13 protein-coding genes are annotated in these 14,770 nt (G+C 62.4%); 5 read left to right on the forward strand and 8 right to left on the reverse strand.

Annotated features, from left to right (window positions below; genetic code table 11):
• Positions 1-199 precede the first annotated feature (199 nt).
• The 4 genes from Pan216_RS23940 to Pan216_RS23955 form a co-directional block, all read right to left on the reverse strand.
• Positions 200-1,132, reverse strand: coding sequence for a hypothetical protein (locus Pan216_RS23940; RefSeq protein WP_145262103.1), 933 nt, complete (start codon positions 1,130-1,132; stop codon positions 200-202).
• Entirely contained in the window at positions 1,129-1,599 is a 471-nt protein-coding gene (gene ruvX, locus Pan216_RS23945) for a Holliday junction resolvase RuvX (protein WP_145262105.1), read from the reverse strand. The genes Pan216_RS23940 and ruvX overlap by 4 nt, the downstream gene beginning before the upstream one ends.
• Before the next feature lie 473 nt (positions 1,600-2,072).
• Positions 2,073-3,524 carry a UTP--glucose-1-phosphate uridylyltransferase gene (locus Pan216_RS23950; RefSeq protein WP_145262106.1) on the reverse strand — a complete coding sequence of 484 codons (1,452 nt, stop codon included), beginning with the start codon at positions 3,522-3,524 and terminating at the stop codon, positions 2,073-2,075.
• A gap of 13 nt (positions 3,525-3,537) precedes the next feature.
• On the reverse strand, positions 3,538-4,344 hold the full coding sequence (locus Pan216_RS23955; RefSeq protein WP_145262108.1) for an MBL fold metallo-hydrolase: 807 nt from the start codon (positions 4,342-4,344) through the stop codon (positions 3,538-3,540).
• 272 nt (positions 4,345-4,616) lie between these two features.
• Between Pan216_RS23955 and Pan216_RS23960 the strand changes: the two genes are divergently transcribed.
• From Pan216_RS23960 to asnS, 4 genes are all read left to right on the forward strand, one after another.
• Positions 4,617-5,498: an SDR family oxidoreductase gene (locus Pan216_RS23960; protein WP_145262110.1), complete on the forward strand. Its 882-nt coding sequence runs from the start codon at positions 4,617-4,619 to the stop codon at positions 5,496-5,498.
• Positions 5,499-5,856: 358 nt separating this feature from the next.
• Positions 5,857-7,029 (forward strand): methionine adenosyltransferase, encoded by a 1,173-nt coding sequence (gene metK, locus Pan216_RS23965; protein ID WP_145262112.1) that lies wholly within the window; start codon positions 5,857-5,859, stop codon positions 7,027-7,029.
• A gap of 107 nt (positions 7,030-7,136) precedes the next feature.
• On the forward strand, positions 7,137-7,688 hold the full coding sequence (locus Pan216_RS23970) for a Uma2 family endonuclease (protein ID WP_145262114.1): 552 nt from the start codon (positions 7,137-7,139) through the stop codon (positions 7,686-7,688).
• Between the two features lie 23 nt (positions 7,689-7,711).
• Positions 7,712-9,094, forward strand: coding sequence for an asparagine--tRNA ligase (gene asnS / locus Pan216_RS23975; protein WP_145262116.1), 1,383 nt, complete (start codon positions 7,712-7,714; stop codon positions 9,092-9,094).
• Between the two features lie 169 nt (positions 9,095-9,263).
• Here the strand turns inward: asnS and Pan216_RS23980 are convergent, their stop codons facing one another.
• The 4 genes from Pan216_RS23980 to Pan216_RS23995 form a co-directional block, all read right to left on the reverse strand.
• Positions 9,264-10,772, reverse strand: a complete 1,509-nt coding sequence (locus tag Pan216_RS23980; RefSeq protein WP_145262118.1) for a hypothetical protein — start codon at positions 10,770-10,772, stop codon at positions 9,264-9,266.
• A 22-nt stretch (positions 10,773-10,794) separates the two neighbouring features.
• Positions 10,795-11,049, reverse strand: a complete 255-nt coding sequence (locus Pan216_RS23985) for a hypothetical protein (RefSeq protein WP_145262120.1) — start codon at positions 11,047-11,049, stop codon at positions 10,795-10,797.
• 14 nt (positions 11,050-11,063) lie between these two features.
• Positions 11,064-11,297 (reverse strand): hypothetical protein, encoded by a 234-nt coding sequence (locus Pan216_RS23990; RefSeq protein ID WP_145262122.1) that lies wholly within the window; start codon positions 11,295-11,297, stop codon positions 11,064-11,066.
• 94 nt (positions 11,298-11,391) lie between these two features.
• On the reverse strand, positions 11,392-12,342 hold the full coding sequence (locus tag Pan216_RS23995) for a 5'-nucleotidase (RefSeq protein ID WP_145262124.1): 951 nt from the start codon (positions 12,340-12,342) through the stop codon (positions 11,392-11,394).
• A gap of 1,062 nt (positions 12,343-13,404) precedes the next feature.
• Here Pan216_RS23995 and Pan216_RS24000 point away from each other — a divergent pair.
• Complete coding sequence (locus Pan216_RS24000) at positions 13,405-14,736, forward strand: outer membrane protein assembly factor BamB family protein (RefSeq protein ID WP_145262126.1); 1,332 nt, start codon at positions 13,405-13,407, stop codon at positions 14,734-14,736.
• Positions 14,737-14,770 lie beyond the last annotated feature (34 nt).

Below are 14,770 nucleotides of genomic sequence, written 5' to 3' on the forward strand. Positions count from 1 at the left end.
TGGTGTCATTGTAGCGGAGGCCCTTCCCGTGGGTCAGGCCATTGCCTGACTCTTGGAGGCGAACTCTTGCTCGCGTCAGGCAATGGCCTGACCTACGGGACAACGCGCGGCGTCGGCCCCCCCTAGTAAAAAACGACGGGCAGCCCAGAACGTGCCTGGGCTGCCGGCAGTGTGGTTGATGAACGAAAGGGGGCGAGCGCTAGTTCGCCCGGGCGGACTCGGAGGGAAGGAGTTCGATCACCGTGCTCGCCCGGACCCGTTGCGTGACGCTCGTCGGTTCGGGTTTGGAGGCTTCGGTAGTGACCACCTTCATCTGAAAGCCGATGTGAGCCTGGAGCGACTCGACGCGGCCGGTATCGGGATTGAAGACGATCTCCGCCGCGCCGGGATCACTCGAAACGAGTTCTCCGACCACCTTCTGCTTGGCGTTGGCGACCCCTTGGCCCGGTTGGGCGGAGAGGTCGATGCGCGAGGCGATCTTCCAACGTCCCCGCAGCGTGGGCGTCATTTGCAGGGTGTTGGTTCGGGTCATCGTCATGATGCCGAGTTCCTGCTCCTCCGAGCGTGACCAGGGCCGGTGGAACCCGACCGGTTGCTCGGGAACCCACGCGTACATCGTCCTGAGCATCCGGCGCAATTGGCCCTCGCCGACGACTCCCTGAACGTTGGGATCGTTGGCCGCGGGATCTTGCCCGGCCGGTGTCAAGTCCTGCATCGCGAGGATCTGCCCGCGCGTGTCGAGCGTGACCGCGAAGCTCTGCCCGACGAGTTTGCGAAGGGCGACGAAGGGAGGAGGTTCGGGCCCCTTGGCCGGTTTCGACGAATCGAAGACGAGCAACTCCTCGCCCTTGTGGGGCGGCGACCAGATGACCCGATCGAAGCGGCAGACGATGTCGGCCCGATCTCCCTCGACCTTGCGGGTCTGGAAGCTGAGCGTCGAGCGCGTCGCGGAGGTCCAGGTCTCGCCCTGTTGCTCGAAGGAGCGCTGATTCTCAATGCGGTAGACGAGCCGGCGCCCCGGAACGAAGCGAAGGCGGACCGGCACGGCTTGTCCATTGCGCACCGATGGGGCGTCATCCCCATCGGCTGAAATCAGGGCTCCCAGGCAAAGAACCAGGGAGTACGAGATCACAGACGGCTCCCTTGGGCGAGGACGTCATCCAAAGGGCCCGGAGCGGCGTCCAGCGGGCAACCCGCGTCGATGAAGCCTTGCAGCATGATCTGCGCGGCGATCATGTCGCGACGCGCCTTCTTCTTCTTCTTGGGGAGCTTGGTGTTCTCGAGCATCGCGTCGGCCTCGACGCTGGTATAGCGCTCGTCCCAGAAGTAGACCTCGGCGCCCAATACGCTCTTAAGCCAACCACCAAACCGGCGGGCGGCGCGAGCCTTCTCCCCCTCGGAACCGTCGGCGTTGACCGGCAAGCCGACCACCACCTTCTTGATGCCCTCGGCCCGGCAGATCGCCCGGAAGTAATCCGAATCGACCTCGGGAGTCCGGCGCGTGTAGTTCTGCCAAGGCGTCGCCAGCTTGGTTTCGGTGTCCGCGAGCGCCAAGCCAATCCGTTTGTCGCCAAAGTCGACACCCATCCATCGGTCCATGTTCAATCCCTTCCCTGAGCTATCACTAGACGCACCACAAACGGAAGTGGCTCTCACGCGAGAACGTCGCGCGAGAGCGACCACCAACAAGACACTGTTCTCGGGTCGCCCGATTGCCGCGGCAATCGCAACCTTTCGGGCAAGCTACAGGCCGGTCCACCTCATCGTGTCAGGTATTTCTCACCTCTCCTTGGGGAGAGGTCGGCGAGCAAAGCGAGCCGGGTGAGGGGATGACCATCCCGGTAAGCAAAGGCGACTCGTCGAAAGAAAGCCCCCTCACCCCTGGCCCCTCTCCCACCGGGAGACGGGAACTCTCATGCCTAACACTTGTGGTTAGTCAGACCACGATGTTCTTTCTCTCCTCACTGGCTGACAAGCAGCCAGTGGCACACGATTGCCGATGCCGACTCGGCATCAGGGAGAACTGACACCACACGAGCAAGGGTTGACTCGGCTCGAGTGACGGTACCGTGTCAGCTCACGGAGACCGTGTCGTACTCCTTGCGACCGCTTGCCCCGAACCAGGTGGGACGACTGACCGGCTGCTTGTCTTGCAACTTCTCGGCGAACTCCTCCGCGGAGAGTCCCGCCAGCGGGCTGATCTCGATGGCGAACGCCGGTTCGCCGTCGGCGTCGACGGGATAGCCGACTTCCGCGACGCGAAGCCAACGGGCCGCTTGGGCAACCAGCGCCGCGCGGGCCTCGTCGGGTGAATCGGGCCCGGTCGCGTTCTTGACCGGCACGAACTCCCGCTCGCGACTCGTCTCGACGACGCACACCCGATCGGCCATCGGCATCGCGTCGAAGACGAACATTTCGAACTTGATCGCGTTGGGCTCCGACGGCGTCTGTTCCCGCCCTTCGTCGTCGACGTGGGGCACGGCCTTGTGAGCACAGTGAAACGGAAGCGAAAGCCCCTCCGACGTGATCCGCTCGAGGAACGGTCGCTGGAACACGTGGATCGCGATATTGCCCGCCCAGTAGCGAAGCTGGCCCTCCTCGTCGGTCTCCTCGGCCATCTCCTTCGGCAGGTTCGTGTACTCGATGATCGAGGTGTCGCGATCGTAGTTGATGACGACGCCGACCTTCTCGCCCGGATGCCGCTTGCGACAGACTTTGACCGACATGTCCGCTTCGCTGGCGAGGTGATGCCCGAGAAACTCGGGATCGAGCACTTGCGCCATCGGGTTGTCGACCTGAAAGTAATAGACGACATCGATGCCGCGTTTCTTCATGTCGTCAAGCACGCCCTCCTCGCGGAGCGCCAGCAGCGAACCCCCATGACCGTTGGGACTCGTGAAGATTCTCCCCTTCTCCGCCAACAGGACACGTCCCGTTTCGGCATCGACCGCCGGCATCGTCCCTTGCGTGAAGAAAGTCACTTGGTCCGACTCGAGCCCAAAGTGGTGATGCTCGGCAAAGTAGGCGACCGTCTCCTCGTGGTTGGTCGGACTCGTCATGACGTACCAGGGGATGACCTTGCCCGCATGACGTTGCCACGCTTGGATCTTCTCGGCGAAGAGTTGGAACAGCGACGTCCCGGCGACCGGCCCGATCGGGTACATGCCCTTGGGATGCTCGAAGCCGAGCCGACTCCCCTGCCCGCCCGCGACCAAGACCGCGGCGACCCGGCCGGCGCGAAGCGCCTCGAGCCCAACGGTGCGCGCTTGCTCGTCGCGCTGCCGATCGGCGTCACTGGTGGGAAGCCTGACCGCGCCGATCGGCTCGATCCGTTCGGGGTCGGTTTCCTCGGCTTTCGTTCGCGACCCTTCCCAGAGTTCCTTGAGCTTGGAAAAGTTGATTCGGCTGATCTGTTGGGCCAAGTCCCGCCGAGTCTGGGGATCGAGTTCGTCCCAGAACCGCACCAAGTGTTCCTGCTCCGCCTGTCGAAGCTGCTCGCGATCGATCGCTGCTTCGGCGCTCATCGAACTACCTCCCTTAGAAGCGTACGCGCATCCCGTCGTGACTGAGCGTCACATGATCGGGAAGTCGCGTCCGAGCGACTTCGGGATCGAGTCGGCACGAGAGATGAGTCAGGATCGCTCGACGAGGGCGAACCCGATCGATCACGGCCAAGGCTTCGTCGAAACAAAAGTGCGTTGGATGCGGTTCGAAACGAAGCGCGTCGAGGATGAGGACGTCCAAGTCCTCCAACAGTTTCCAACTCTCCTCGGGAATAAGATTGACGTCCGTGCAATACGCCAAGCCGTCGATCCGAAAGCCGAGGACATCGAAGCGGCCATGACGCAACGGAATCGGCGTGACCTGGTGGTCCAACACTTGAAACGACGGCCGCCGTGCCCGATGAAACGCCAATCGTGGCACCCCCCCGGCGGGGTACTTCAACACGATCGGATCGAAGGCATAGCGAAACGTCGTCCGGATGAACTCCTCGACGTGAGGGTCGCAGAAAACCGGAACCTCCGCCTCGAGGTACTTCCCGAAGATGCGTAAGTCGTCGAGTCCGAACACGTGGTCGGCATGCTGGTGCGTGAACAAAACCGCATGGACAAGATCGATCCGCTCGCGTAAGAGCTGCGTTCGCAGATCGGGCGGCGTGTCGATCAGCACCGTTCCCGCGCGGGAATGGATGACCGCTCCACTGCGGGTTCTCTTGTTCTTGGGGTCGTCCGACAGACACACACGACATTTGCAACCAATGGCGGGGACGCCCACTGACGTGCCCGTGCCAAGGAAGACAAACTCGCGGTCCGCCGAGTTGTTGTCGCCAATCCATGCTGCCATCTGAAACGCGTTCGACTCAAGAAGACGGTCCGACATCCCTCGGAGCCGCCGAACCCTACCAAAAAACCCCAATCGCCCCTAGACCGATCTCGCGGCAACCACCGAAGCCGCAAACCAATCCCGCAAAACGACTTACAGAGAGACCGCCAACGACGACGGTCGAAAATCCTTGATTTTCTCGGGATGGAGCACTCAAGATCTCATCCTTGACCATTCTATGGTGACGCGGTCGTGAGATTGAGCCATCCCCCATCCCTTATGGATTTTAAACAGTGTCTTCATCTTCGAACTCGCGGCTGATCATTGGGATGGGATTCCTCGGACGTCCGCTGGCGGCGCGCTGGATCGAGGCGGGCGACCGCGTCTTCGGCACGACCCGCAAGCGAGAACGCGTGGGCGAACTGCGTTCCTTGGGCGTCGAACCGGTCCTGTGGGATGTCCTTCAACCGATCGAGGAGCGACTCCCGCAAGTCGAGACCGTCGTCTTCTGTGTCGGGTTCGATCGCTCCCAAGATCGGACGATCGACGAGGTCTACGTCGACGGGCTCCGCCGGACGCTCAAATGCTTGCCCCAGCCGAAACGGTTCCTCTATGTTTCAAGCACGGGGGTCTATGGGGACAACCAGGGGGAGTGGGTCGACGAAACGACGCCGACCAATCCCAGCGACCGGAGCGCTCAGGCTTGCTTCGACGCGGAGGAACTCGTGCGGGACTACGGCTCAAGCAAGGGTGTCGACGCCGTGGTGCTGAGGATGGCGGGGATCTATGGACCGGAGCGTATGATCGGCAATCGCTGGCTCGAGCGAGGCGAGGTCATTCCGGGCAGTCCCGATGGGCTGGTGAACTTGATTCACGTTGAGGACGCGGCCCGCTCTGTCGACGCCGCGGCGCGAGCGACCACGTTGAGCGATCTCTACGTCGTCTCCGACGGGCACCCCGTCACCCGCGGGGAGATGTACGAAGCCCTGGCGGACCGCTTGGGGTACTCGCCCCCTCGATTCGATCCGGAAGCGACGAAGGCCCGCGGCCGAGGTAACCGCCGAGTCGCCAACACGCGGATGCGTAAGGAGCTTGGCGTCGTGTTGGCCTATCCCACGTTTCGCGACTCGCTCACCGACCTTCCCCAATCTCTCCGCGATCCTTTTGAATCGTAGGTCACGCCATAATCTGCCGCGAGGGCCGGTCGGCCGCCAAGAGTCAGGCAATAGCCTGACCTACGGGAAGAGCCTGGTAGCAATTTCCTTTGCCTTCGCCTGGCAGCAATTCCCGCTGCCTCCGTCTGGTGCCGGAGGGGGCAATTCCTATAATCGTCACGATTGGCACGAAGCAACGGCCGGAGCGAATCACGCTCCGCCTGGGAACGGCACGGTTGCCCGCCATGTCCCTCGGCCATCGAACGACGGATGCGAAACGCGTTTCGCGAGAGGTCAACGCGGAGCCCACCAAGGTTGGTTTGCCGCGTGCTCCATCCGTCCCGAGCCAACACGAGCCACACATTCAGGAGAGCAAAGCATGCCGTCTGGGTCATATCTGTTTACAAGTGAATCGGTCGCGATGGGTCATCCAGACAAACTGGCCGACCAGATCTCCGACGGTATCCTCGATGCGTTGTTGACCCAGGACTCAAGCAGCCGCGTGGCGTGCGAAACGATGGTCACCACCGGTGTCGCGATCATCGCCGGCGAGATCACGACCAACGCCCGCATCGATTACCCCACCGTCGTTCGCGACGTCATCCGGGAAGTCGGCTACACCCATTCCAACATGGGCATCGACGCCGACACCTGTGCGGTCATGGTCTCGCTCGATCGCCAGTCGGCCGACATCGCGATGGGGGTCGACTCCGATGACGCCAAGGGCAAGGAGATTGGGGCCGGCGACCAGGGGCTCATGTTCGGCTTCGCATGCAACGAGACCGAAGAGCTCATGCCGATGCCGATCCAGTACTCGCACCGGCTCGTCAACCGTCTCGCGGAGATCCGCCTCTCCGGCGAGGTCCCCTTCCTGCGGCCCGACGCAAAGAGCCAGGTCACGATCGAGTACGAGAACGACAAGCCCAAGCGGGTCAACACGATCGTCATCTCCTCGCAACACGACGAAGCGGTCAGTTCCAAGGAACTTGAAGAAGCGATCCAGGAACTGGTCATTAAGAAGGTCATTCCCGCCGAACTTCTTTCCGGTGACGTGACCTACCACATCAACCCGACCGGACGCTTCGTGATCGGCGGACCGCACGGCGATTGCGGCCTGACCGGCCGGAAGATCATCGTCGACACCTACGGCGGCCGCGGCCGTCACGGCGGTGGAGCGTTCAGCGGCAAGGATCCGACAAAGGTCGATCGCAGCGCCTGCTACATGGCGCGTCACGTCGCGAAGAACATCGTCGCCGCCGGCTTGGCCGACCAGTGCGAGGTTCAGCTCGCGTACGCGATCGGCGTCTCCGAGCCGGTCAGCGTCTACGTCGATACCTTCGGCACCGGCAAGGCGTCCGACGACCAGATCGCCGCCGCCGTCCGCGAGGTCTTCCCGCTCTCTCCGGGTGGCATCATCAAGCACCTCGACCTGCAGCGTCCGATCTACCGGGCCACCGCCGCAGGTGGTCACTTCGGCCGCAACGAGTTCCCCTGGGAGAACGTCAACTCGGTCGAGAAGCTTCAATCGGCCCTCGCCATCGGCGCCGCGTAGGCTTTAGCGACGCACCCCCAGGGTGTAGGATAACTTCAGGTGGCTGTGTCCTTTCGCGGGACACGGCCTTGGAGGCATGCCTAACACACGATCGGTGGGCACATACGATGGCGACCGCGGAAAAGCCGATCACGCTACGAGACTATTTCGACCGTCCGGACATCGACGAACCGACCGAACTCGTTCGCGGGGTGATCGTCCCCTTGAATCGTCCCTCTCCTCGCCACGGCGATATCTGTGCTCGCCTTTGCATCGAGCTCGGGATCTACCTTCAACGCCACGATCTCGGCCGGGTGATCACCAACGATTCCGGCGTCATCACCGAACGTCATCCCGACACTCTTCGTGGCCCCGACGTCGCTTACTACAGCTACCAACGCATGCCCAAGGGGCCAGCGCCTCAAGACCCCAACCCTTCGCCACCAGAACTCGTCTTTGAAGTCCGCTCCCCCCACGATCGCTGGCCAGGCCTGTTGCGAAAAGTCGCTGAGTACCTCGGCGCGGGTGTGGAGGTCGTCTGCGTCGTCGATCCAGCAAGTCGGTCGCTTCGCGTCTTCAGCGCCGACGATCCGGGCACGATGGTCGAGGAAGACGAAGAACTGACATTCCCTGGGTTGCTCGACGGGTTTAGCCTCAAGGTGCGACAACTCTTCGACTGACTCCATCAAGCGGCGGACTTGCCATGAACCGAGTGCGCATCAACGAGCTTCTCCAGCGTCCCGAGGCGGGAGGCGAGGTCACGATCCACGGCTGGGTCAGGACCTGCCGTCATAGCAAGGGCTTCTCCTTCCTCGAGATCAACGACGGCTCGATCATCCACAACATCCAATGTGTCGTCGACGCCGACGTCCCGAACTACGATCGCGACGTCAAAGCCCTGCAAACCGGAGCGAGCGTCCGCGTCACCGGTCGGCTCGTCGATTCCCCCGGGAAGGGCCAACGCTTCGAGATCCAAGCCAAGGACGTTCACGTCTACGGCAACGCCGAGGGCTACCCCCTCCAGAAGAAGGGGCACACGATGGAATTCCTGCGGAGCATCGCCCATCTGCGAGCCCGCTCGAACACCTTCGGCGCGGTCCTGCGAGTCCGCAACGTGATGGCGCGGGCGATCCACGACTTCTTTCAGTCGCGCGGCTTCGTCTACCTGCACACGCCGATCATCACCGCCAGCGACTGTGAAGGAGCGGGCGAGATGTTCCGCGTGACGACCCTCGACGCCGGCGATCCCCCGCGTGCCGAGGGGGAGATCGACTTCGCGCAGGACTTCTTCGGCAAGCCGACGAGCCTGACGGTCTCGGGCCAACTCTCCGCCGAGACCGCCGCCCTCGCCCTCTCGGACGTCTACACGTTCGGGCCGACCTTTCGGGCCGAGAACTCGAACACGACCCGGCACCTGGCCGAGTTTTGGATGGTCGAGCCCGAGTGCGCCTTCTTCGATCTCGACGACGATGTCGCCTTGGCCGAGGCCTTCCTCAAGCACATCTTCTCGACCGTGCTGAGCGAATGCCCTGACGACATGGACTTCTTCAACAAGCGGATCGACAAGACCGCCATCGAGACGCTCCGGCACATCGTCGAATCCCCGTTCGAACGGATGAGCTACAGCGATGCGATCGAGATCCTCTCGAAGTCGGGAAAGTCGTTTGAGTTCCCCATCGAGTGGGGGCTCGACTTGCAGAGCGAGCACGAACGTTACTTGACCGAGGAACACGTCAAGCGGCCCCTGGTGCTCACTGACTACCCGCGGGACATCAAGGCCTTCTACATGCGGCAGAATGACGATGGGAAGACGGTGGCCGCGATGGACGTGTTGGTTCCAAAGATCGGCGAGATCATCGGCGGCAGCCAGCGGGAGGAGCGCCTCGATCGCCTTCAGGAACGGATGAAGGAGATGGGGCTCCCCGAGGAGGACTACTGGTGGTACCTCGACACCCGCAAGTTCGGCACCGCCCCGCATGCCGGGTTCGGGCTTGGGTTCGAGCGCACGATTCAGTTCTGCACCGGGATGGCGAACATCCGCGACGTGATACCCTTCCCCCGCACGCCAGGCAGCGCCGAGTTCTAAGGTCCCACCGCGTGAGGTGAGAGAATCGACGGTTGGATAGGACGCGCGTCCTGCTAGGCTTCGTCTCAAAAGTAGGTCGTCGGCCCGAGACTCAGCCAATCGGTACAGCCCGGCAAAGTCCCGTGCCGATGCAGCGAGTCGAAGCCAGAGCCGCGCTTTGAGACGGAGCCTAGTTCCGGGCCGAGAAGCGAACGAGCAGGGCCACCAACAATCCCGCGATCCCGGCTCCTAGCATCGTGTTGCCCAAGATGCTTTCGATGCGAAGCACGCGGTCGTTGCTCCCCGGCACATCCGCCAGGTCCGCTTGCCCGATGGGCGACGCGATCGGTCCCCGCTGCTCGTGAAAGGGGCGATGAAAGTCCGGGTGATCGAGCGGAACGCCTTCGCGAAGGCGGCCCTCCTCGAACTCCTGATAGTCCTCTTGGTACTGTTGCCCGCGCGCCAGCTCTTGCTCATGGCGCGTCTGGAGTTCCGCGTGGATCGCGTAGCGGTCCTTGGCGTAGCCCTCGTCGACCATCTCCTGCTCGATCGCTTGCTGGCGTTCGTAACAGTAGTCGATGAAGGACTGCTGAATGTTCGAATCGGGCCAGAAGCGTTCGGACATGTCGGCGGCGCGCTGATACGCATCCCAAGCGAGGTAGCGTTGCCCGACGCGTTCCATCAGCCCGCCCAAGGCCAACGCGAAGTGGGGGTTCGGCCCGCCTCCCAGCGTCCACATCCCGAGGATTCCGAGCACCGGTTCGTCGAAAGGGACCTCGCGAACTGCCCCGTTGGAACTCGCCGGATCGACGAGATTGACTGGCGTGATCGATTCGCGAGCGGCTTCCCGGTGCATGTCGTCGACTTTGTCGTTCTCGGGAATCCCCTCGAGCGACCCAAAGAGACTCCGCGCCATATAGACCCATTCGCGATCGTAGGCCTTGCGGCGAACGTCCAAGGGTTCATCCAACCGGCCACCGACGATGTCATAGCGCAGCAACCGCCCATGATCCTTGATCGCTTCGAGGAGCGAGAGGACCGCGATGATCTGCCACTCCTCGCGGTCGAAGTGAGCCCCTGGGTTGATCTCGAGCGAACGACGGATTTGGCCGATACCCTCGAGCAGCAGATCTCGTCCCTTGGGGTCGCCGTTGATCGCTGGCTTGAACCCGGCGTGGATGAGGAAGGTTCCAAGGTTGGCGTGGGCTCGGTAGAGGGCCAGGGCCTCTTCGCTGAGTTCGCCGGAGTCGTCACTTCGAGACTCGGCTTCCGCCGCCGGATAGTAGCGTTTGAGAAGGTTGAGTTTTTGGCGCATCAGGTCGATCGCCTCGTCGTATTCCCCGAGACGCTCGTGTCCGACGGCCAAGTCATCCATGTTGGTCAGGTAGGCCAACGACGGAGGTTCGTTGGCGGAACGACGGGCGTCCTCGGACCGCAAGGCCTCGCGGCGGGCGCGGTTGCGGGCGAGATAATAAGACGAACCATGGACGGGATAGCGTTGGTGCAGGACGTCGTGCACCATCGCGAAGTGTAGTGGGGTCGCCTCGGGGGTCTTGGCGATGAGATGCGGTGCCGGAATGAGCACGTATTGTTGCTCGCGTGGCGCGCTCTGAAAGGAGACGATACAGCCAATCACCCCGCCAATCAGCGCTGCGATCAGCACCAATCCCCGGGACGAACCACCCTCCTGCTCCGACATACCCATCCGCCTACGCTACGCCTCATGCTCTCTTGGTCACGAGGACAATTGAACCGGCCAGCAGTCCGCCACCGATCAGCACGCCGCCCCAGTCCGCCAACGGAGACGGCTTGGGGCTCTCCGTAGGACTCGACGAGTCCAGCGGCGTCGATTGGCTCTCGTAGCTGGAACGGAATTCTTGTTCGGCGCGATTGGTTTGGCTGTCGTTAATACAAGCAAGCGCCAGGCCACAGGGCACCAGGACTGCGAACAAAGCAACAACCATCGACCTCTTCATGGCTATTCCTTCATTTAGACGCGGCGCGCGGCCAAGACGATGCCGCCAGCCAACAAGGCGCCGCCGATCCCAACACCTCCGACACTCGCCAACGTCCAGCCATCGTCACTACCAGGCTGCTCGGTCGGCGTGTAATGCGGCGTCGGTTCCGATGGAGACGGGGAACTCGACGACGAACGTGGACAAGCCATCGAGGTCGATGCCGCTAAGAGAAGTGCGACAGCGGCACCATAGAAGAGCGTTCTCATGACAACCCCTCTCGATCAGTTCCTAGCCCCAGTCTTTAAGGTTATCCGCCCGCGTCGTTTAACTCAACACCCTCATTGGCCCAGTGTTAAGGAATTACGGTTTTGCGGCCCTCCTTTTCGGACGTCGCTTGCGAGCGGGACTCCTCTTCGGCTCCTGCTCGTCGCTGGGCACGCGGGCCGTCGGCAACCGAACCGCCACCGGATCGCAGTGCAAACTCTGGTCATCGAAGAAAATATGGGGCTTAAAGACTTCGAGAATCCCCTTCTTGCGAACCCCGCCGAGAAAGAAACACTCGTCGAGCCGAACGTTCCAAGCCCGCAACGTCTTGATCGCGCGTTTGTGGGCTGGGGCGCTGCGAGCGGTCACCAGCGCCGTCCGGATGGGGCATTCCCGCTCGCTGAAATTCCGCTGGATCGCGTGCAACTTCTCGAGGAAGGGCTTGAACGGCCCCGGCTCGAGCGGGATCTCCGCGGAATCCTTCTCCCGTTGATGAAACGCGGTCAGCCCCTCGCGTTGGTAAATCTGCTCCGCTTCGGGTGAGAAGAGGACCGCGTCGCCGTCGAAGGCGATCCGCACCTCCTCGCCGTCGTTCTCGTTCGGCACCGGCGGTTGGTAGACCAACCCGGCGGCGAAGCCCGACTTGAGCGCCTGGCGAACATCGTCCTCGTTGGCCGAGAGGAAAAGATCGCAAGAGAAGGGACGTAGGTACTCGAACGGGGCCCGCCCTCCCGTGAAAACCGCCCGTTCGATCGGAAGATCCCGATGCTCAACGGAGTTCATCACCCGCAGGCCGGTGTCGGCGTCGTTGCGGGAAATGAGGACGACCTCGACCATTTCCCCCTTGCCCGCCTTGTTAAGCGCCAGCAGTCCCTTGGCGAGGGGATAGCCGGTCCCGGCGAGAAGAGCTTCATCCTCGTGCTCGGCCTGGTGGGCGCGATACGCCTCCAAGCCCTCCTGCTCGTAGATCTGATGAGACTGATCCAGGTCGAACAACGCTCGCGAGGAGATGGCGACCACCAATTTATTGTCGAGTTCGTAAGGCATCGTCTTGGCATTCTAGCGGCCCTTCCCCGCCGCGTCCTCGCCATGTCTACTCAACCTCGAGCGCTCTTCGGTGCCACGTTCACGGTTCTGCGCGGGCACGTTCCGACGACTTGTTGGGGGGGATATGTTCCTCCCTAGGATAGCCTTTCATCCCCTCACCCGTCTCGCTACGCTCGACGACCTCTCCCACGGGGAGAGGTCAGCTAGAGCTGCCGCATGGAGTTCGTCCAACCGTAGGTCAGGCTATTGCCTGACACGAACGTCGGCCGGCACCCTTGGTGCCCTACCTCCCAATGGGAGCGAGCCTCTTGTTCCCCTCTCACCGTGAGAGAGGGGTTAGGGGTGAGGGGGTTCTCTTCCAACGAAACGCCTCGATACACGACACATTTCATCCCCTCACCCGTCTCGCTACGCTCGACGACCTCTCCCACGGGGAGAGGTCAGCTAGAGCTGCCGCATGGAGTTCGTCCAACCGTAGGTCAGGCTATTGCCTGACACGAACGTCGGCCGGCACCCTTGGTGCCCTACCTCCCAATGGGAGCGAGCCTCTTGTTCCCCTCTCACCGTGGGAGAGGGGTTAGGGATGAGGGGGTTCTCTTCTAACCAAACGCCGCGTTACACGACACATTTCATCCCCTCACCCGTCTCGCTTCGCTCGACGACCTCTCCCACGGGGAGAGGTCAGCTAGAGCGGCCGCATGGAGTTCGTCCTACCGTAGGTCAGGACATGGCCTGACCTACTTCGGACTTCCGAGCCAATCAGGCTGGGATTTCGGCCAAATGCGTCCTCGTCCGCAAGACGGCCAACGGCCCCAAGCATCAGAAGCTCCCCGTCTCGGCAGACCACCGATTGCGTCCCGCCCGCTCCTAGCCTAGAATCCGGGTCGGTCTGGACTCCAAACTCGTGACGACGCGACGCCCCGCCACTTCGTCGGCAAGGTCTCGCGCACGCCATCCCCAACCCGGGGGCGACGACGTGGCGATGCACTTTCGCCGAGATTCCATAAGCGATAGAGGGTGGCACTTTGGTAGTCCTATCCGCGAATTTCGAGAGGAGTGTTCATGCGACGACTTCCCTTCGTCCTGTTCGTGTTGGCGTTGCCCCTGACCGCCTCGGCCGACGACTGGCCGCAATGGCGTGGGCCCGAGCGTGACGGCGTCTGGCGTGAGACGGGCATCGTCAAGAAGCTCCCGGCGAAACTCGAACCCATGTGGTCGACCCCGATCGGCTTGGGCTATGCCGGCCCCGCGGTTGTCGGCGACAAGGTCTACGTCACCGATCGCCAACTCGCCAAGGACGCGGCCAATCCCGAGAACCCCTTCGACAAGACCCCGGTGCCAGGCAACGAACGCGTCCTCTGCCTCGACGGGAAGACGGGCGAGTTTCTCTGGAAGCACGAATATCCCTGCCGCTACCGCATCAGCTATCCCTCGGGCCCGCGGGCGACGCCGACCATCGACGGCGGCAAGGTCTACTCCCTAGGTGCGATGGGCAACTTCTTCTGCCTTGATGCCGAGAGCGGCAAGGTCCTCTGGTCGAAGGACCTCCTCGAGGATTTCGGCGCCGAAATCAACGCCTGGGGCTACGCCGCCGCGCCCCTGATTGACGGCGACAACGTCATTCTTCTGGTGGGCGGAAGCGACAAACGCGGCGTGATGGCCTTCAACAAGGAGACCGGCGAGGAGGTTTGGGGCGCCCTCGAGGCGGTCGACCCCGGCTACGCCGCCCCCATGATCTTCGAAGCCGGCGGCAAGCGCCAGCTCATCGTCTGGGATCCCTACGGCCTCTACGCCCTCGATCCCAAGACGGGTGATCTCTTTTGGGAGCACAAGTACAACCAGCCACTTCGCTACGGCATGTCGATCGCGACCCCCATCCAGAACGACGCGAAAGACCTTCTCTTCGTCTCCGCGTTCTACGACGGCCCACTGATGATGAAGCTCGCCGCCAACAAACCGACCGCGCAAATGCTCTGGGAAGGTCAAAGCGATAGCGAAATCAACACCGACGGCTTGCACGCGGTGATGTGCACGCCCGTCTTCAAGGACAACTACCTCTACGGGGTCGGGAGCTACGGCGCCCTTCGTTGCCTCGAGTCCGAGAGCGGTAAACGAATCTGGGAGTCCTACAAGCCGACCGGCAAGGGGCGCTGGTGGAACGCCTTCATCGTCCCGCACGAAGATCGGTACTTCCTCTCCAACGAACAGGGCGATCTGATCATCGCGAAGTTCTCGCCCAAGGGCTACGAGGAGATCAGTCGCGCCTTCCTGATCGAGCCGACCAATCGGGCCCGGCGTCGCAAGGTGGTCTGGTCGCATCCGGCCTACGCCAACAAGAGCGTCTACTCCCGCAACGACGAGAAGATCCTTCGCGTCGACCTGGCCGAGAAATAGGAAACGCTGTTACCAGTCCTTCGGAAAGGAGGGT

The sequence above is a fragment of the Kolteria novifilia genome, from assembly GCA_007748055.1.
GTDB lineage: Bacteria > Planctomycetota > Planctomycetia > Kolteriales > Kolteriaceae > Kolteria > Kolteria novifilia.

Excerpts from the sequence above, each read along its gene's own strand:
- asnS (WP_145262116.1), top strand. The coding sequence starts at position 7,712 with ATGAACCGAGTGCGCATCAACGAGCTTCTCCAGCGTCCCGAGGCGGGA.
- metK (WP_145262112.1), top strand. The coding sequence starts at position 5,857 with ATGCCGTCTGGGTCATATCTGTTTACAAGTGAATCGGTCGCGATGGGT.
- Pan216_RS23950 (WP_145262106.1), bottom strand. The coding sequence starts at position 3,524 with ATGAGCGCCGAAGCAGCGATCGATCGCGAGCAGCTTCGACAGGCGGAG.
- Pan216_RS23985 (WP_145262120.1), bottom strand. The coding sequence starts at position 11,049 with ATGAAGAGGTCGATGGTTGTTGCTTTGTTCGCAGTCCTGGTGCCCTGT.
- Pan216_RS24000 (WP_145262126.1), top strand. The coding sequence starts at position 13,405 with ATGCGACGACTTCCCTTCGTCCTGTTCGTGTTGGCGTTGCCCCTGACC.
- Pan216_RS23955 (WP_145262108.1), bottom strand. The coding sequence starts at position 4,344 with ATGGCAGCATGGATTGGCGACAACAACTCGGCGGACCGCGAGTTTGTC.
- Pan216_RS23995 (WP_145262124.1), bottom strand. The coding sequence starts at position 12,342 with ATGCCTTACGAACTCGACAATAAATTGGTGGTCGCCATCTCCTCGCGA.
- Pan216_RS23980 (WP_145262118.1), bottom strand. The coding sequence starts at position 10,772 with ATGTCGGAGCAGGAGGGTGGTTCGTCCCGGGGATTGGTGCTGATCGCA.
- ruvX (WP_145262105.1), bottom strand. The coding sequence starts at position 1,599 with ATGGACCGATGGATGGGTGTCGACTTTGGCGACAAACGGATTGGCTTG.
- Pan216_RS23970 (WP_145262114.1), top strand. The coding sequence starts at position 7,137 with ATGGCGACCGCGGAAAAGCCGATCACGCTACGAGACTATTTCGACCGT.
- Pan216_RS23990 (WP_145262122.1), bottom strand. The coding sequence starts at position 11,297 with ATGAGAACGCTCTTCTATGGTGCCGCTGTCGCACTTCTCTTAGCGGCA.